Raw genomic sequence first — 17,323 nt, 5'->3', positions numbered from 1 at the left:
AAGTACGATATTGCTCACTAGGCAGTAAGGGGAACTGATGATTGAGGTGCAGCGGCTCGTCCTGTTCCGCGAGGTGGCCCACCGCGGGAGCTTCGCCCGCGCGGCCCAGGCACTGCAGATGACCCCGTCGGCGGTCTCCCAGCAGATGGCGGCCCTCGAACGCGCCGCCGGGTTGAGGCTCTTCGAACGCAGCACCCGAGGCGTCACCCTCACCCCGGCGGGCCAGATCCTCGCGCGCACCGCCGACACCGTCCACGGCGAACTGCACCGGGCCCACCGGACACTGGCCCAGCTGCGTGACCAGGGCCCGCCCACGGTGACCGTCGCCACTTTCCCCAGCGCCGGCGCCTTCCTACTCGCGCCCGCACTGGCAGCACTCGCGGCGCGACGCGACACCCACGTCGACACAACGGTGATCGAATCCGAACCCACTCAGGCTCTGGCCGCCCTCGGTGACGGCCGCGCCGATATTGCCCTCGTCTACCACTTCAACACCAGGCATCCCCCACCGAGCTGGAAGGACGCCGCAGCCCGCTGCACCTACCACCCGCTCCTGCACGATGACCTGCGCTTGGTTGTATCCGCCGACCACCGACTCGCCTCGCGCCGAGCGGCCCGTCTCGAAGACGTCGCCGACGAACCATGGATTCACGGATGGGACCTGCTAGGAGACGCGGTCGACGCGCTCACCTCCGCGCACGGCCTCACGCCCAAGGTGGTCTGTCGCTCCAGCGATTTCCGCTTCATGCAGGCGCTCGTCGCGGCGGGAGTCGGAATCGCCCTCATCCCTTTCCTGGCCGTCGAGGACCGGAACGACACCCGCGCCCTGCCCGTCACGCCCACCGCCAAGCGCCGCATCGGCGTCTACACCGCACCAGGCACGCCACCCACGCCACCTGTGCGCGCACTGCTCGAAGCCCTCCAGGAGCGAGCCGAAGCCCTGCACCCGGACTGACCGCTGCCGGGCCGCCGACCGGACCCGACGCCGTTCACCGCACCCAGCCCCGCCGCAGGAGACCACCGCCGGAACCCTCGTCCACCGGCGTCGCCCGCGAAGTAGCGGCCCGGAACCGGATTCGCACAAACGATGGCACCCTCGAGTGATCAACGCACCACCCACGGATGACATGTGATCGTGGAGGCACAGGTGCGTGACTACGGGTTTTCGCCGGCTCAGCAGGATGAGATTTTGGAGACGCTGGCGCGAGGGGCAGACGTTCAGTTTGATCGGGCGGGTGCTCGGGGCGCCGATGCATCACGTCCGTCAGTTCCTTTACCAGGGCGGCGGTATCCGTCTCACTCCGCGGTAGCGATCAGCGCGGCATCTGACCGGTGGCGAACGCGACGAGATATCCTGAGGCATCACCGCCGGAGAGTCCGCCCGGCAGCTGGCCGGAAGGCTGGGTAGATCGCCTTCGACCGTCTCCCGCGAAATGGCCCGCAACAGTGGCCGGGACCGCTACCGATCCGCTTCCGCCGACGAGGCCGCCTGCACGTGTGGGCGCCGGCCCAAGCTCACCCAAAAGCCCGCTCTGCGTTCGTCGAGCGCCCCAGCCGCTACAGGGCCATCGTCGCGCTCCCTGACGGCATCAAGGCCGAGCAGGTCACTCCGCACCTCACCATGAGCCTCCTCGGCATCCCGCCGCAACTGCGGCGGACGCTCACCTGGGATCGAGGGCGAGAGATAGCCGAGCACCAGGCCATCACCGCCGAGACGGGAGATGCCGATCTACCTCTGCAAGCCTCGGAGCCCGTGGCAGCGCGACACCAACGAGAACACCAACCGGCTGCTTCGGCAGTACCTGGCCAAGGGCGCGGACCTCCGTACGTTCAGCCAGGCCGACCTGGATGCCATCGCCCATCGCCCATCGCCCATGAACTCAACCATCGGCCGCGCAAGACCCATGGCTACCGCACTCCGGCAGAGGACTACGCTGGCCTCTTGAACAGCGGTGATGCGCTAACCGCTTGAGCTCGCCATCCTTTGCCAGTGAACTACGATCGGCTCTCAGAACCCGTTCTCACGCAAAAGAGGGACGGACCTCCTTCTGAGACTTGCATTCTGCGAAAATCCGGACCCATGACGGGCCCTCAGCAGCCTTCCCCGACCAACCGGTCGGACGCCGACGATGTCGAACAGCACGCCTGCGAAGTGTGACGCACAGCCCGGCTCGCCATGCCGCTCGCGCGGCTGTGCAGTCGCCTCCGCCTACCACACCCGCCGCTTCAGCAAGGTGCCCCGCCTGTCGAAGGTGCCCACCGCAGTCGGGCCTGCGCGCCCCCGAAGTCCGTCCTGCTCACGGGAGTGACAGCGCGTACTCGGGCGGGTCCGGCGCACAATGAGTTCAGGGTGTACCGCTGGACGAGCACCGAGCTGGGTGTCACGCAGCGTCGAACGTGGCCGGGGTGACGGCAGCGGTGAGCCCGCCCAGGACCGCCGCCGCGATCGCCGACAGGCGAGGAAAGGGCCTCCTGCGGGGGAGGATGTTGCGCGCATGTCAGAACGTACCGACAAGTGCGGTCGCGCGCGGCGTCCTGGAGCCTGTGAATCCGGATTGCGCGACGCCCTGCGCTCGCAACCCGGCGTCCCGTTCTGCCCGGTGCGTTCCGCACCGCCGACAGTGGTGCCCCCGCCGTCCTTGCCGTCCGCGCCCCTTTCCGAGGGGGCTGCCCACCCGGGGCACAAAGCCCTCGGGGGTAGCTCACCGCCCTCGCGACGGACCGGTGGACGGGCCCACGGCGGGAACTCATCGTCGCGCGAATGGCTCCTTCTCCGCACCGCCCACGGCGCCCGGGCCGGACGGCTCCTCGGTTCCAGGACACTTCGGCTCGTCTTCCGTGGTCCGGGCGGGCAGGGTCTGCTCGGCCCAGATCGTCCCGCCCGTGCGTGTGGCGGCTGCCCCAGCGCTGGGTGAGCTGGGCGACGAGCAGCAGACCGCGGCCGCCCTCGTCGAGGCACCGCTTCTACTTCCGCGAGCGGATGGCCGTGACCGCCTTCAACTTCGGCAAGCCCCTCGACTGACGAGAGCCCCGCCGGACGGGCAGGACAGGCAGGCCACCTTCGCGGAATTGGCTTTCCTTTGGTGACGGTTGGCCTCGCTAAGTTTCGTGGCATGCGAATCCAGATCGTAGACGCCTTCACCACCCAACCCTTCGCCGGAAACCCCGCCGGTGTCTGTCTGCTCCCGGCCGGGGAGTGGCCGGACGACACGCGGCTGCAGCAGATCGCCGCGGAACTGAACCACGCGGAGACGGCCTTCGCCCTGCCGCTGCCGGCCGGGGGCGAGGCCGATTGGGAGATCCGCTGGTTCACCCCAACCGTCGAGGTCGGCCTGTGCGGCCATGCCACTTTGGCCACGGCGCACTCGCTGGAACGGGACGGGCTGCTGCCGGCCAGCGGGTCGGTGCGGTTCCGCAGCCGCTTCCACGGCCTGCTCATCGCGCATGCCGGGGAGGAGGGGGAGATCACCCTGGACTTCCCGGCCGCGCCGGCCATCGAGGTCCCCGTCCCCGGCGGCCTCGCCAAGGCGCTGGGGCTGCGGCCCGAGGCGACCTTCCGTACCGGCGCCCTAGGCCATCTCCTGACCGTGCTGCCCGACGAGGCGGCCGTACGGGGGCTGCGCCCCGACCTCGGGGCGATCGCGGCCCTGACCAGGCGCGAGGAACTGTGGGGGGTCATCGTCACCGCCGCTGCGGCCGCGCCGGGGTCCGGCTACGACTTCGTCTCCCGCTTCTTCGTGCCCGCCAACGGCATCCCCGAGGACCCGGTGACCGGCAGCGCCCACACGGCGCTCGCCCCCTACTGGTCGGCACGGCTGGGCAGGTCCGGCGTCCTCACCGGATTCCAGGCGTCCGCCCGCACCGGCCTGGTCAGTACGGAGCTGCGGGCGGACCGTGTCCTGCTCACCGGGCACGCGGTCACCGTCCTGGAGGCAACCCTGCGCGCCTGACGGTCCGCCCGCGGCGACTGTGACCGCGGGACCCCTGCGGCGGCGTCTTCCCTGGCGCCCGCGTCCCCGTCGCCGTCCGCTTCGGCATCCGCGTCCGCGACCGTTCCCGCCTCCCCTTCTGGTACTCCGACGGCTGTCGGCTCCTCGGTGCCCTCGGCCCGACCCGGCTGAGGGGCGCGGTCGACACCAGGATCCAAGTAGGAACGGCACAGCCAGATCATCCAGGCCAGCGCAGAACCGCGCCACGGCCGCCTTCAGGAAACCGATCGTCGGGTCATCGCTCGCCCGCACACCCTGATGACCCTGATCACGGCCTGTGAAAACCTCCGACAGCACCATCGGCGGCCGTGCCGCACACCGCGATCCACACCTGACGCAGCAGGATCGCGGCGGCGTCCAGGTCTTTGAGGGTGCGCAGCCGCTGCTTGGTCATCTTGGTGCTGGAGGAACGGATCAGGTCGCCCATCACCAGATCGAACACCTCGATCGCCTCGTCTGCGGCGATCTGCGGCATCACCGCGGCGAACGCCACCAGGGTGGCCAGGCGCCGGTCCCCGCCGAGGTCGGAGACAGCCTGAGCGCGGGCCGCCCGCGCAAAACGCACCAGCGCCTGGAGCCGTCCCCGGGGGTATCGCGGACAGGTCCCAGGCGGTGCCGCCCAAGGTGTTCAGCGCCTCGTACCGCTCCAGGGCCTTGCTCACCCCGCGCGCGGTGATGTCCCGGGGTGAGCGCCGCAGTCGGTCCAGCTCGGACAGGCGCTTGCTCGCGGGGACGACGACCAGGCGCTGCAAGCAGGCGGCCTGTTCCTCGGTCGGGGCGGCTGCGAGCGTTGCCCACAGGCGTTTCTCGGCGCGCTCGCGTGAGCCGGAGACCAGCCGTTCCAGCACGGTCACCCCGGGCAGCACCACTTCTTGACGACCAGCCGCTTGGTGGCCAGGTCGAACAGCAGAGTCGGGCGCTCGGAGCCGATCCACGCCGCTGGTACATCCAGCGGGCCAGCGAGAACCACTGGTCGAACTCGAACTTCGTGTATCCGTATCCCTTGCGGATCTGCTCCTGGTGGTCCCAGCGGTGCTCTCTTCCGCCGTAGCCTGCGAACTCCGCCGGGTCCAGGCCCAGCTGCTCGGCGACGTAGTCGACCACGACGCCGGGCACCTGTTCGGGGTTGTCCAGGAACGTTCCCAGGTACCGGACGGTCCCGAGCTGGACCGCCCAGCCGATCCGGTTCCGCGCGCCCTTGGCGGCCATCGCCCGGCGCCGCGCGGTCTGGTCGAGTAGGAAGGAACCGGCGAGCTGTCCCTCGTCCGGGTCCTCCGCGAACCGGCCGAAGCGCCGTCGCTGGTCCTCGCTGAGAAAGTTGGTGGGCACCGCGCGCTCCTTGATCGTTACCGTTGACTCGCGCGCGACGTTCCCAGCCCGTCCAGCCGTCTGCTCGCTGATCTTCCATTCCGGTCCGGATCACGGACCACATCTGATAGGGGTCGCCGTAGCGGGCACTGGCACGGCCCCGCACGTGGCGGTGGAGTCGCCTGCGCAGCCTGATCAGCGCGGAGAAGCGGGCCACGGACAAGGAACGGCTGGCGACGATGGCGCGGCTGGAGAGGAATCGCGGTGAGTCGTCCCCGTGTGAGGAGGTGAACGCCGTGGCCACGGTGGTGGAGCAGTGACGACGAGGCGGAGGCGGCGATGCGTGCTGTTGGCCACCCGCGTCGGCCCTGGTCTCGGAGCAGCCCGACGGTCACGCCTGGTCAGAATCGGTTTCGAGCTGGCTCGCCTGGGCCCGCAGCCACGCCGTCAGCTGGCGGACGCGTGCGTCTTGCTCGGGTGGTTGACGGCTGAGGAGGTGGTAGCTGGTGCCGTCGGGGACGAAACCGAAGGGTGCGACGAGTTGTCCTCGCTCCAAGTCGTCGCGGACGACGGCATACGGGGCGATCGCGACCCCGACGTCGGCCGCGGCAGCCTGGAGAGTCAGGTAGAAGTGCTCCAGGGTCTGCTGGGAGGCGGGCTCTGCTTTCATGCCGGTGATGCGTCGCCAGTCGTCCCACGCCTGCGGCCGCGTACCGGTATGCAGAAGGGCTGCCCCCGTCAGGTCGGCGGCGCCGGTCAGGCGGGCCGCGAGATCGGGCCGGCAGACGGGTCCGATCCTCTCTGCGAACAAGCGGGTCCGGCTCACCTTTTCGGGAAACGGAAAGTCGTCTCGGCGGATCGCGAGGTCGATGTTGTCCCGCTCGAAGAAGACGGGGCCGCCGCCTGCGGACAGGTGGACGGTGACGTCCGGCACGTTCACGGCCAGATCGGGCAGCCGCGGAATGAGCCACCGCATCAGGAGTGTGGGCTCGCACGAGAGGGTGAGCGGTCCCGCGGGTGTGCGGTGCGAGATCTGCCGGGCGGCCGCATCGATCTGATCGAGTGCGTCCCGGACGACGGCCGCCAGCTGGCGCGCCTCCGGGGTCGGTCGCAAGGCGCGTGTCTGCCGCTCGAACAGTGATATCCCAAGGGACCGCTCCAGGTTCTGGACCTGTCGGCTCACCGCGCCGTGCGTCACATGCAGCTCCTGCGCCGCCACGGTCATGCTCGCATGCCGGACGGTCGCTTCGAAGGGCAGCAGAGCATTCAGAGGGGGCAGACCCGACCATCGCATACATGAATTTTACTCACAGGTCTCGTGAGAATGAATCGTTTGTCCAGCCCTTTTGCCGGAATGACTATTGATCCAGTCACAGAAAACGCTGACCTATGGAGAGGTGGGACATGACATTCCGCAACGACGTGCGGTCGGGCATCGCCATTCTGGCGGATGACCTCACCAGCGCCGGGGACGGTGCCGCGCCGTTCCGCCGGGCCGGCCACGACGCCCGAATCCTGCTCTCCACCCCGGCAGCGGTGCCGCGGCACGCCACGGGCGTGACCGCGGTCGACCTCGGAAGCCGCGTACTGGACGAGGAGGCCGCCGCTATGCGTACGTGGCGCGCGGCGCGCCTGTTCGCCGACTCCGAGCTGCTCTTGAAAACGGTGGATTCCACCCTGCGCGGTCATGTCGCGACAGAGGTCCGGGCTGCGTGGGCGGGATCGCGTAGGCGGGCCGTCGTCATTGCTCCGGCCTTCCCCGCGGAGGGCCGGGTGACGGTGGAGGGAGTCCAGTACGTGCGGGGTGTACCGGTCCACGAGAGCGACTTCGCCCGCGACCCGGTACACCCCGTGCGGTGCTCGGACCTCCCGACGCTGTTCCCGGAGGCTGTGCTAGCAGGGCCGGGACTCGCGGCCGAGCTGCCCGAGCTGATCGGCAACGGTGACCTGATCGTCTACTCCGCCGCCAAAGACGGCGACCTCGACCGCCTGGTGGCAGCGGTGCCGCGCCTCGACGACGTGCTGTGGGTCGGCTCCCCGGGGCTGGCGGCCGCCCTGGCCCGAAGGTGCGCACGCGCCGGCGGCGCTGCGTCGGTGCCCGCGCCGGCCCGACGCCCGCTGATCGTCGTCGGCAGCGCCAACCCGGCGACCCGGCGGCAGCTGGCCGCGCTCCGTGCGCGGGCGGATGTCCAGGGGGTCACCGTCAGCGGCGATCCGGCCGCGGCAGTGGAGACGCTGCGCGGCCTGACGGCCCCAGTCCTCACCCTGCAAACACCCGATGAACGCCGCGCGCCACAAACGGCGCGAGCACTCGCCCGCTCTCTGGCAGCGGTCGTCCAGGCGCTGACCGAAGAGCACACGGTCGACGCGCTCGTCGTCACCGGGGGGGAAACGGCTGCGACCGTGCTCCAGGCCCTTGGTGCCACCGGCATCGGCCTGCTCGACGAACCCGAACCCGGCGTCGCCCGCGGAACTCTGCTCGGGCAGCTCCCCCTCCCCGTGCTGATCAAGGCGGGCGGCTTCGGCGACGACGCCATGCTCCTGCGCCTGTGCCACCTCATCCGACATCCCCTCGACCCAGGAGAGCACGCATGACCCCGATCGCCATCACCATGGGCGACCCCTGCGGAATCGGCCCCGAGATCACCCTCGAAGCGTGTGCCGATCCCCGGCGCACCGTGCCCGTCGTCGTCATCGGCGACGTGGACGTCCTCGCCCGCGCCGACCGGGTCGCCGGAACACGCCTCATCCTTCGCCCCATCGCATCAGTCGACCAGGCGGCGTTCGCACCCGGCACGGTGGACGTCCTCACCGAGAACCGCCTTCCGATCGACCTGCCCTGGGGCACACTCGACGCCCGCGCGGGCGCGGCGTCCTTCCAGTACGTCCGCCGCGGTATCCAGCTCGCCCTGGCAGGCGAGGTAAGGGCCCTGGTGACCTCGCCGATCAACAAGGAAGCACTCCGCTTGTCCGGCGTCCCTTACCCCGGGCACACCGAGATGCTCGCCGACCTGTCCGGCACCACGGACTACGCGATGATGATGGCCACCGACGAGCTGCGGGTCGTCCTGGTCACCGTGCACCAGTCCCTCCGCATCGCAATCGACGCGATAACCACCGCCCGCGAACTCGACATCATCCGCCTGACCCACCGCACACTCCAGCGCAGCGGCCTGCCCGCCCCGCGCATCGCCGTCGCCGGCCTCAACCCCCACGCAGGAGAGAACGGCCTGTTCGGCCGCGAGGACCTGGACATCATCACCCCCGCCATCCAGGCCGCGCAGAGCGAAGGCATCCAGGCCAGCGGACCCTGGCCCGCCGACACCGTCTTCATGCGAGCCCGCGCCGGAGCCTTCGACGCCGTGGTCGCCCAGTACCACGACCAGGGCCTCATCCCCGTCAAGTACCTCGGGATCGAACACGGCGTCAACATCACCATCGGCCTGCCCTTCGTCCGCACCAGCGTCGACCACGGCACCGCCTTCGACATCGCAGGTCTCGGCACGGCTGACCACGCCAGTCTGCTCACCGCCCTGCGCCACGCCGACCGCCTGTCCTCCGGGGCACCGGACCGCCCCTGACCACCGACTCGAATCAACCCCGGAACAGCAAGCCGAAGGACACCGTGGACTTCATCTTCATGCTCACCCGCGACGACCGCACGGTCACCGACTGCCTCGATGTCCTCGACACCATCAAGGACCTCGGCATCACCCACATCGGGTTCAAAGACATCGGCGTCGACCGCGACACCCTCGCTCAGCTCCACACCCGCATCAAGGACATGGGCGCCACCACCTACCTCGAAGTCGTCAGCACCGACCGGGACCAGGCCCTTGCCTCCGTACGGACAGCCACCGAACTCGGCGTCGACTGGCTGATGGGCGGTACCTGGATCGAGGAGACCCTCAACCTCCTACACGGCACATCCATCGGCTACCTGCCCTTCGCCGGAGAACCCCTCGGGCACCCCACCCGCCTCGCCGGCAACCCGGACCGGATTGCCTACGACTGCCGACGGGCGGAAGCCGCGGGCTGCGCCGGCGTTGACCTCCTCGCCTACCGCGCCACCGATGCCGACCCCCTCGACCTGGTCCGCGCCGCCCGCGCCACCACCACCGGCCGCCTGGTCGTCGCTGGCTCCATCACCAGCACCGACCAGATACAGGCACTCGCATCAGCCGGAGCCGACGCCTTCACCATCGGATCCGCCGCCTTCGACGGCTCCCTCCAGCCCCACGCAGGAACCATCCGATCCCAACTGGCCGCCGTGGTTGGTCTATCAGGAATCAAGAATCAAGTGTGATTCGGCCACCTCGCACGGGACCCCACTCCATCGAACGCAGCCGCCCCACAACCTGAACCACGACAGGAAGGGGCAGATGAAGCCACCGCCATTTGCGGGCGTCGGCAATCGGTTTCTACTACCCGAGGCGTCCAACGGCACTCCGCAGTAGCCGTCACGATGGTGAGTTCACTCCGCCCGGGCTACTGCCGCAGTAAATACCGGATTTACTGCGGCAGATCCTCTATGGCGATCTCCGTGACCTGCGCCGGAAGCTTCCGGTCGCCGGGGTGAGGTGTACGCATTTACTGCGGCAGTGCCGGGAGGGCGGGGCGGGCGTGACGATCGAACCAGTGACCGAACTCGGGGCCAGGGGCGCGTTGCGTTTGCCACGCGCCCGAGTCGTACCCCTGTCCGCCCCTCCGGCCACGTACACCGCGGCGGTCGATCGGTACCTCACCGGCGCAGGGATCGCGAAGTCCTCCGCGCGGATCTACCGGATCTCGCTGACGACGTGGGGCTGGATGCTCGCCGGGCAGAGCGCGCCGACCGGGCCAACCCACCGTGGCGCGAAGCCGCCCGCCGTCCCCGTCGCCATGATCGACGATCCGGTGCTGCCGGAAGTGCTGGCCGAGCTGGCGGCGGCCCGGGCGGACGAGATGGACGCCCACACCGTCAACCGCGAGCTGTCCATCGCGCGCAAAGCGATCGGATGGTGGCAGCGCCAGGGCTGGACCACCTGTGACCCGACTATCGGCATCGAGCGGCGCCCGGCCCCGCCGGACCGCACCAAGGCCCTCGCGGAGAACCAGATCGGCGCCCTGTGGCGCCTGGACGTCGCGCTGCGGGAGAAGACGTTCTGGAAGATGCTCTACGAGTCCGCCGCCCGGGCCGATGAGGCGCTGTGCCTGAACGTCGAGGACCTGCACCCGGGCGACAAACGCGGCCGCATCCTGGCCAGGGCGGGGCGACGGAGTGGATCCACTGGCAGTCGGGCACCGCCCAACTGCTGCCGCGCCTCATCGCCGGCCGCAGCCGCGGCCCGCTGTTCCTCACAGGCCGCAAGCCGCCCTCCGGAACCCCGACGCTGGACGTGTGCCCCGAAACCGGTCGCGCCCGGCTCTCCTACCGCCGGGCTGAGGAGATCTTCGAGGAGAACACCCGACTGCTGGCCAACCCCCTTGCCTCACCCGAGGACATCGAAGACCTGGACGGCTGGACCCTGCACTGTCTCCGCCACAGCGCGCTCACCCATGACGCCGAGGGCGGCACCTCCACTCCGATGCTGCTGGCCCGCTCCCGCCACGCCTCCGTCCGCTCCCTGGAACGCTACGCCCGCCCCGGCGTCGACGCGGTCGCCCGGCACGTCGCCGAACGCGACCCGGCAGCCCGACGCACCGCGCCTTGGTGAACGTGACGCGGGAACACGGCCTCGACTTCCCAGGTGCCGCTGTGACAGGGCGCGGAGGGCGAGACAACCTGTCAAAACTTCTGACAGCAACACCGGTTTCCTGTTCCATTCCTACTTGGACCCCTACCTCTGACACAGAGTTGTGGCACCAGCTTTTGACACAGGTCGAACTGCGGGGACGTGACCACCGCGCGACCATCGGGTACCTGTGCCACATCCATGCTTGTGAGACAGCCGAAATTGGCGCCCTGGTCCCGAAGTTTCAAGGCCGGCCGATCCTCCACGAGCTGTGGCGCACGCTGGCGCAGGCAACGTCGTTCCTTTGCGGCTGTTGAGAGGTCTTGAGGCCGTCGGGTCCGGGGGAAGACGGCTACGGTGATTCCCTCATCAGTCTCGGGTCGCAGGCCGACCGGGCCCCAGGCCTTCAGCGCCGACGGACTTTCGTACGCAGATGTCGGTACGGGCGGGAATCGGTTGGTCGAGGGGAGTTTAGGTGTAGGCGTCCTCGACGGCGGCTTGTCGCACGGTATGCAGTGTCGACTGGAGACGGTCCAGATCGGTCGAGGCCAGAGCGAGGCGGATCGCCTGCGGCGTATGCGTCGAGGTGGTGAACGGCTCCGCTGTGGTCACCGAGATGTGCCGGCGCGCGAGGGTGGCGGTCAGGCGATCGGCACGTGCGCCGTCGGGCAGTGTCAGCCAGGTGAAGTAGGACGAGGGGTGGCCGATGAGTGGTAGGCCTGCCAGCTCTTGTCTGGCGAGTGACTGGCGGGCCTTGGCGTCCTCTCGTTTCTGCGCTTCCAGGCGGTCCACCGTGCCATCGTCGAGCCAGCGGCAGGCGATCGCGGTGGTGAGGGCGGGGGTGTTCCAGGTGGTCACCCGAATCGCGCGTTCGAGTGACGGCACCGCAGAGGGCGGGGCGACGACGAAGCCGACCCGGAGGCCGGTGGCGACGCTCTTGGACAGCCCCGAGACGTAGACGGTGATGTCCGGCGCAGTCGCGGCCAGAGGCGGTGGAGGGTCCTCGGCCAGGAAGGCGTACGCAGCGTCTTCGATGATGAGCGAACCGTACTGGCGGGCGATCTTGATCAGGCGGGTTCGGTCCCTTGCAGGCATGACCCAGCCCAGAGGGTTGTGCAAGGTCGGCATGGTGTAGATCGCGCGCACAGGGCGGGTAGCGCACAGCTTCTCAAGAGCATCGAGATTCGGCCCGTCGGTGGTGGTGGGTATGGGCTCCAGGCCGAGTTGAAGGGCGTGCGCGAGCACCTTGAATCCCGGGTAGGTGAGCGCGTCGACCGCGACAACGTCGCCGGCTTTGAGCGCGGCCATGACAGTGATGGCCAGGCCCTGCTGCGCACCGTTGACGATGAGGATCCGATCGGCGTCGGTGGTGATTCCTCGGCGCCTCAGGTGCCGTGCGATCGAGGCTCTGTCCTGGGGACGCCCTCGATGGGGTTGGTAGCGCAGGAGCGAGTCGAGATCACCGGAGGTGGCCACCTCCCGCAGGGCCTGCCGTAGGAGATCGGCTTGGCCGGGCAGCGAGGGAAAGTTGAAGGTGAGGTCGACCGCGTCCGTGGCAACGACCTGCTGATCGATGCCATGACCGGCGGGAACTGCGATGTCACGCACGAACGTGCCGCGGCCCTGTTCCCGGCTCACCAGACCCATCGCTTCCAGCTGGGCGTACACCCGAGTCGCGGTCACCACGGCGATACCCTCACGGGCGGCGAGCCCGCGGTGTGTCGGCAGCCGCACGCCTGCGGCGAGCCGCCCCGTCCGGATGTCGGATGCGAGCGCGTCGACCAGCGTTTTGTACCGCGAGGCTGCCATGCACCGAATTGTATCCATGACAATTCTTTGACCGTCATGTTCACGGGTCTTTACCGTCAAGAGCCACGCCACCGATACGGAAGGGCAACCGCCATGCACATCGCCATCCTCACCTTCGAGGGCTACAACGAGCTTGACTCTCTGATCGCGCTCGGAGTACTCAACCGCATCAAGACCGACGACTGGCGCGTCACCATCGCCACCCCCGCAGCCAAGGTGACGTCGATGAACGGGGTGGTCATCGAGCAGATGTCCACCCTTGAGGAGGCATGCGCCGCTGACGCCGTCATCGTCGGGAGCGGCATCGCCACCCGCGAGGTCGTCGAAGACCCGGCGACCATGAACATCCTGCGCCGCCTGGACCCCGCGCGCCAACTCATCGCGGCACAGTGCTCCGGCGCGCTCGTGCTGGCCAAGCTCGGCCTGCTAAGCGACATCCCCGCCTGCACCGACCTGACCACCAAGCCCTGGGTCGTCGCCGCCGGCGTCGAGGTACTCAACCAGCCCTTCTACGCCAAGGACAACATCGCCACCGCCGGTGGCTGCCTGGCCTCGCAGTACCTCGCCGCCTGGATCATCGCCCGCCTCCAGGGCAACGACGCCGCCGAAAGCGCGCTGCACTACGTCGCCCCGGTCGGCGAGAAGGAGGAATACACCGAGCGCGCCTGGCGCAACATCACCCCCTACCTGCCTGCTCCCACACCGGCGCTCGTCTGAACAACGAGCCGCAGGCAGCGACCGTCCAGGAACCCACGCCCCCGGCGGCCTAGCGCCGCTCGTTCGCGGCCCGCACCTACCGGACTCTCAGGTAGGAGACGACGTTGTGCATGACCACTTTGCCCATCACATCTTCTGGATGTTCCAGGGGTTGGAAACACATCTCCGTCCACATGGACCCGGCGCACGACGGAACTCATCGCCGCGCGAGTGGCTTTCCCCCACCACCGCCTACGGCGCCTCGGCTGGATCCTGTGTCGCTTACGGTGCCTGAGGCCCGTTCTCCGCGCGTCCGGTGGGCAGGGCCTGCTCGGCCCAGATCGTCTTGCCCGTGCGGGTGTGGCGGCTGCCCCAGCGCTGGGTGAGCTGGGCGACGAGCAGTAGACCGCGGCCTCCCTCGTCGAAGACGCGGGCCCGGCGCATGTGGGGGGCCGTGCTGCTGGAGTCCGAGACCTCGCAGATGAGCGCTGTGTCAAGGATCAGGCGCAGTTGGATGGGGGATCCGCCGTAACGGATGGCGTTGGTGACGAGTTCGCTGACGACGAGTTCGGTAACGAAGCCGAGGTCCTCCAGGTGCCAGGTGGCCAGTTGCTCGCAGGCCAGTGCACGGGCGCGGGCGACGGAGGAAGGGTCCGCGGGTACGTCCCAGACGGCGACCCTGCTGGCTTCGAGCGCACGGATACGGACCACGAGGAGTGCGACGTCGTCGGCGGGCCGGTCGGGCACCAGACTTCGTAGGACTCCGTCACAGATCTCCTCCAGTGCACGCCCGGGGCCGCCGAGGGCCCGGCGGAGCATCGCGAGTCCGTCGTCGAGGTCGCGGTCGGGGGCGTGGACGAGGCCATCAGTGTAGAGGGCGAGGATGCTGCCCTCGGAGATGTCGAACTCCGCGGTTTCGAACGGCAGACCGCCCAGCCCCAAGGGGGGTCCTATCGGCAGGTCGAGGAAGGAGACCTTGCCGTCAGGGGTGACCATGGCCGGGACAGGGTGACCGGCGCGGGCCATGGTACAGCGGCGTGAGACGGGGTCGTAGACGGCGTAGAGGCAGGTGGCTCCGACCTCGCCCGGGCTCGGTGGTTCCTCGGCGGCATCCTGTGTCCGCTCGGAGTCCAGGCGCAGGACGATGTCGTCGAGCTGGGTGAGCAGTTCGTCGGGGGCGAGGTCGACGTCGGCGAGGGTGCGTACGGCGGTGCGGAGCCGACCCATGGTGGCGGACGCCTGCACCCCGTGGCCGACGACATCGCCCACGACGAGGGCCACCCGGGCTCCGGATAGGGGGATGACATCGAACCAGTCGCCGCCGATGCCTGCGCGGGAGCTCGCTGGCCGGTAACGGGAGGCGACCTCTACGGCCGCCTGTCTGGGTGCGTGCTGCGGGAGCAGACTGCGCTGGAGGGCGAGTGCCGTGTCGCGTTCCCGTGTGTAGCGGCGGGCGTTGTCGACACACACCGCCGCGCGTGCTGCGAGTTCCTTGGCGAGCAGCAGATCGTCGTCGTCGAAGGGTTCCGGTGTCCGGTGGCGGCCGAGGATCGCCAGGCCGAGCGTGATGCCGCGGGCCCGCAGCGGCACCACCAACAGGGTATGGATGCCGTGGGTGTCGATGCTTCGGACACTGTCAGGGGAGTCCGCGGCCCACCATCGCCGCCCGGCTTCGTCGACGGCGTGGAACAGACCGCGGCCGTCCGTCAGCACGCGTCCCTGCGGCGAGTCCTTGCGGTAGCCGTGCGTGGCACCGACGGGGATCGTCACCTCGGGACAGCCCTCTAGCACGGACCGGCAGGCGGTGCGACGGAAGACGGGCGCAGCATCGGGCATAGCGCCCGTCTCGTCCCCGGCCAGCGCGGACTCCAGCAGGTCCACGAGAGCGAAGTCAGCAAAGTGCGCCGTGTACACCTCGGCCAGTTCCTCGGCGGTGCGGGCCACGTCGAGGGTGGAGCCGATCCTAACGCTGGACTCGTTGAGGACGCTCAGTCTGCGCCGGGCGAGGAACTGCTCTGTACTGTCCATGGCCGCCAGACACAAGCCTCGTATCCGGCCCGCATTGTCCTTCAGCGGGCTGAGGGACACCAGCCAGGCGTGTTCGCGGGGCTCGCCGGGGACGTGTAGCCAGGCCTCGTACGGCATGGTCTCGCCCGTGCGCAGGACCCGCTGCACCGCGTCACCAAGGCCCTCGAAGCCGGGGAGGCGCCGCAGGCCGTCGACCGATTCGCCCACCCGACGGCCGAGCAGATCCCTGGAGGGCCTACCCATCACCCCCTCCATCGCGGAGTTGGTGGACACCGCGAGCCCGTCCTGGTCGAAGAGGGCCACCGGGACGGGGAACTGCTCCAGCGCCCACTTCTGCAGCTGCGCCGCCGGCTCTGGCACGGTGGCCGTGAGAAACCAGTGGACGGCACCGGCCCCGTCGAGCAGCGGGTGCGCGTCCAGCCGCACCTCGACGGGGTGGCCGTCCCGGTGCTGCACCACGACCGTACCGCTCCACTCGTCCGGCTCGGCCAGGCTGCGCAGGGCATCGACCGGCAGTGGTTCGGCCAGCAGATCCGCCACGGAGCAGCCAATCACGTCCCCGGGCTCGAAGCCGAGCAGGCGGCGGGCCGCGTCGCTCCACGCGGTGACCAGCCCTCCGGCGTCCGCCGCCGCTGCGGCGGGGCCCCGGTTCACCGATGCGGCCCTGCGCTCGTCCACGGGTTCATCCTTCTCGACGGCACCAGTGTTAGTACTCATTGTGCGCCGGACCCGCCCGAGTACGCGCTGTCACTCCCGTGACCTGGACGGACGTCGAGGGCACGCGGGCCCACGACAGCAGGTACTCCGCTCTACGGCAGGCGTTGCCGGCCGCAGACAGGGCCCGCTCCGGCGCGTGATCGTGTGTCGTGAGGGCTGGGAGACGGCTTCTGCCCTGCTGTGACTCCGCGGGCCTCGCCGGGGCCGCTCATCGATGGTCGAGGCCCCATCGGTTTGAGGTGGCGGAGGGGGCGGTCGTGGCACTTTCCGCCGCCCCGGTGTCCGCCTCACACCGCTCCCGGTCCGGCGGCGAAATCAGCCGGTGAGCAGCGAGCCGGTCGGTCCGGAACGTCACCTCCGGTACCCCGTCGCCGCCTAGGCGGTCGATTCCTTCGGGCAGTTCATCGGCGGTCAGGGGGGTGCCGGCGTAGACGGCCATGAGGACGCCGGTGCATGCGTCGCGTTCCGCAGCGGATAGGCCCGGCGGGAGCCCGAAGAGCCGCTTCTCGCTTCCATCCGTTCCCAGTTGCACTCGAAGAGCCGGACTCAGTTCGTTGCCCGACGCCGTGGCGGTGAGCCGCCAGAACTGGACCTGTACGGTGACTGGTGCGCACAGCGGCCGGCCGTCGGCCGTGCCCCGCGGGCGGACCTCGACGACTGCCTCCTCGCCGGACGCGTCCTCATCGAATGACACGGCGGAGCGCAGCCACTGCGCCTGTTGCTGCGCTGACCAGCCTCCGTCGTCCCGGCAGCCGCTGGCTTCCACGCCGTCGGCCCTTCCCGCACAGCCGGTCGCCAGCAGTGCGGCAGCCGCCGCCAGCGACGTCAGCGAGGCGAGTGCGATGGGCGTTCTGGACATTGTTTCCCTCGATCGGAGTGGGCGCGGCCGGACGCCTAGACGGGCGGGCGGGAAGCAGTCTCGCCCGCCAGCCGGGGTGGCGGGGGCGTCGGGACGGGCATGTCTCCGTTCTGTGATCGCCAGACGTAGGCGGGTGTTCACAGGCCGTCGCGCAGTCCGTCTCGCCGAGAGGGGCGCCGTCTGGCCCAGCTCTGCAGTGTCAG

At 69.5% G+C, this 17,323-nt stretch carries 14 protein-coding genes and 1 pseudogene; 9 read left to right on the top strand and 6 right to left on the bottom strand.

The window, feature by feature from the left end:
- Window positions 1-37: 37 nt before the first annotated feature.
- From OG594_RS16680 to OG594_RS16665, 4 genes and pseudogenes are all read left to right on the top strand, one after another.
- Window positions 38-955, top strand: coding sequence for a LysR family transcriptional regulator (locus OG594_RS16680; RefSeq protein ID WP_252308805.1), 918 nt, complete (start codon window positions 38-40; stop codon window positions 953-955).
- A gap of 406 nt (window positions 956-1,361) precedes the next feature.
- Window positions 1,362-1,625 carry a helix-turn-helix domain-containing protein gene (locus tag OG594_RS16675; RefSeq protein ID WP_323185306.1) on the top strand — a complete coding sequence of 88 codons (264 nt, stop codon included), beginning with the start codon at window positions 1,362-1,364 and terminating at the stop codon, window positions 1,623-1,625.
- Window positions 1,626-1,648: 23 nt separating this feature from the next.
- Window positions 1,649-1,972: pseudogene (locus OG594_RS16670) on the top strand (IS30 family transposase); the annotation flags it as partial.
- A 1,141-nt stretch (window positions 1,973-3,113) separates the two neighbouring features.
- Complete coding sequence (locus OG594_RS16665) at window positions 3,114-3,950, top strand: PhzF family phenazine biosynthesis protein (protein WP_252308806.1); 837 nt, start codon at window positions 3,114-3,116, stop codon at window positions 3,948-3,950.
- A 307-nt stretch (window positions 3,951-4,257) separates the two neighbouring features.
- On the opposite strand, the gene OG594_RS16660 is transcribed toward OG594_RS16665, so the two are convergent.
- From OG594_RS16660 to OG594_RS16655, 3 genes are all read right to left on the bottom strand, one after another.
- A complete protein-coding gene (locus OG594_RS16660) occupies window positions 4,258-4,554 on the bottom strand; it encodes a hypothetical protein (RefSeq protein ID WP_266599590.1) in 297 nt (98 codons plus the stop codon).
- Window positions 4,464-5,318 (bottom strand): DUF4158 domain-containing protein, encoded by an 855-nt coding sequence (locus tag OG594_RS47370; RefSeq protein ID WP_353962631.1) that lies wholly within the window; start codon window positions 5,316-5,318, stop codon window positions 4,464-4,466. Before OG594_RS47370 ends, OG594_RS16660 begins: the two co-directional genes overlap by 91 nt.
- Window positions 5,319-5,688: 370 nt before the next feature.
- Window positions 5,689-6,591 carry a LysR substrate-binding domain-containing protein gene (locus tag OG594_RS16655; RefSeq protein ID WP_252308809.1) on the bottom strand — a complete coding sequence of 301 codons (903 nt, stop codon included), beginning with the start codon at window positions 6,589-6,591 and terminating at the stop codon, window positions 5,689-5,691.
- Window positions 6,592-6,701: 110 nt separating this feature from the next.
- Here OG594_RS16655 and OG594_RS16650 point away from each other — a divergent pair, with 110 nt between their 5' ends.
- The 4 genes from OG594_RS16650 (at window position 6,702) to OG594_RS16635 (ending at window position 10,993) form a co-directional block, all read left to right on the top strand.
- Window positions 6,702-7,892 (top strand): four-carbon acid sugar kinase family protein, encoded by a 1,191-nt coding sequence (locus tag OG594_RS16650; protein WP_252308810.1) that lies wholly within the window; start codon window positions 6,702-6,704, stop codon window positions 7,890-7,892.
- Window positions 7,889-8,878, top strand: coding sequence for a 4-hydroxythreonine-4-phosphate dehydrogenase PdxA (gene pdxA / locus OG594_RS16645; RefSeq protein ID WP_252308811.1), 990 nt, complete (start codon window positions 7,889-7,891; stop codon window positions 8,876-8,878). Before OG594_RS16650 ends, pdxA begins: the two co-directional genes overlap by 4 nt.
- A 44-nt stretch (window positions 8,879-8,922) precedes the next feature.
- Window positions 8,923-9,603 carry a HisA/HisF-related TIM barrel protein gene (locus OG594_RS16640; RefSeq protein ID WP_252308812.1) on the top strand — a complete coding sequence of 227 codons (681 nt, stop codon included), beginning with the start codon at window positions 8,923-8,925 and terminating at the stop codon, window positions 9,601-9,603.
- A gap of 883 nt (window positions 9,604-10,486) precedes the next feature.
- Window positions 10,487-10,993, top strand: a complete 507-nt coding sequence (locus OG594_RS16635) for a site-specific integrase (protein WP_252308813.1) — start codon at window positions 10,487-10,489, stop codon at window positions 10,991-10,993.
- A 489-nt stretch (window positions 10,994-11,482) separates the two neighbouring features.
- On the opposite strand, the gene OG594_RS16630 is transcribed toward OG594_RS16635, so the two are convergent.
- The gene (locus tag OG594_RS16630) at window positions 11,483-12,820 is read right to left on the bottom strand and encodes a PLP-dependent aminotransferase family protein (RefSeq protein ID WP_266599585.1); all 1,338 of its coding nucleotides are present in this window, start codon (window positions 12,818-12,820) and stop codon (window positions 11,483-11,485) included.
- A gap of 93 nt (window positions 12,821-12,913) precedes the next feature.
- On the opposite strand from OG594_RS16630, the gene OG594_RS16625 reads away from it, so the two are divergent.
- Window positions 12,914-13,537 (top strand): DJ-1/PfpI family protein, encoded by a 624-nt coding sequence (locus tag OG594_RS16625; protein WP_266599583.1) that lies wholly within the window; start codon window positions 12,914-12,916, stop codon window positions 13,535-13,537.
- Between the two features lie 261 nt (window positions 13,538-13,798).
- Here the strand turns inward: OG594_RS16625 and OG594_RS16620 are convergent, their stop codons facing one another.
- On the bottom strand, window positions 13,799-16,222 hold the full coding sequence (locus OG594_RS16620) for a SpoIIE family protein phosphatase (RefSeq protein ID WP_266599581.1): 2,424 nt from the start codon (window positions 16,220-16,222) through the stop codon (window positions 13,799-13,801).
- A gap of 247 nt (window positions 16,223-16,469) precedes the next feature.
- The gene (locus tag OG594_RS16615) at window positions 16,470-17,120 is read right to left on the bottom strand and encodes a hypothetical protein (RefSeq protein ID WP_252308817.1); all 651 of its coding nucleotides are present in this window, start codon (window positions 17,118-17,120) and stop codon (window positions 16,470-16,472) included.
- Between the last annotated feature and the right edge of the window lie 203 nt (window positions 17,121-17,323).

The sequence above is a fragment of the Streptomyces sp. NBC_01214 genome (assembly GCF_026340975.1).
Classification (GTDB): domain Bacteria; phylum Actinomycetota; class Actinomycetes; order Streptomycetales; family Streptomycetaceae; genus Streptomyces.
This window is presented reverse-complemented; position numbering and strand designations above follow the sequence as displayed.

What these genes read in the sequence shown, in the direction of transcription:
- OG594_RS16665 (WP_252308806.1), top strand. Translation starts at nt 3,114, where the DNA reads ATGCGAATCCAGATCGTAGACGCCTTCACCACCCAACCCTTCGCCGGA.
- pdxA (WP_252308811.1), top strand. Translation starts at nt 7,889, where the DNA reads ATGACCCCGATCGCCATCACCATGGGCGACCCCTGCGGAATCGGCCCC.
- OG594_RS16680 (WP_252308805.1), top strand. Translation starts at nt 38, where the DNA reads ATGATTGAGGTGCAGCGGCTCGTCCTGTTCCGCGAGGTGGCCCACCGC.
- OG594_RS16625 (WP_266599583.1), top strand. Translation starts at nt 12,914, where the DNA reads ATGCACATCGCCATCCTCACCTTCGAGGGCTACAACGAGCTTGACTCT.
- OG594_RS16630 (WP_266599585.1), bottom strand. Translation starts at nt 12,820, where the DNA reads ATGGCAGCCTCGCGGTACAAAACGCTGGTCGACGCGCTCGCATCCGAC.
- OG594_RS16655 (WP_252308809.1), bottom strand. Translation starts at nt 6,591, where the DNA reads ATGCGATGGTCGGGTCTGCCCCCTCTGAATGCTCTGCTGCCCTTCGAA.
- OG594_RS16650 (WP_252308810.1), top strand. Translation starts at nt 6,702, where the DNA reads ATGACATTCCGCAACGACGTGCGGTCGGGCATCGCCATTCTGGCGGAT.
- OG594_RS16615 (WP_252308817.1), bottom strand. Translation starts at nt 17,120, where the DNA reads ATGTCCAGAACGCCCATCGCACTCGCCTCGCTGACGTCGCTGGCGGCG.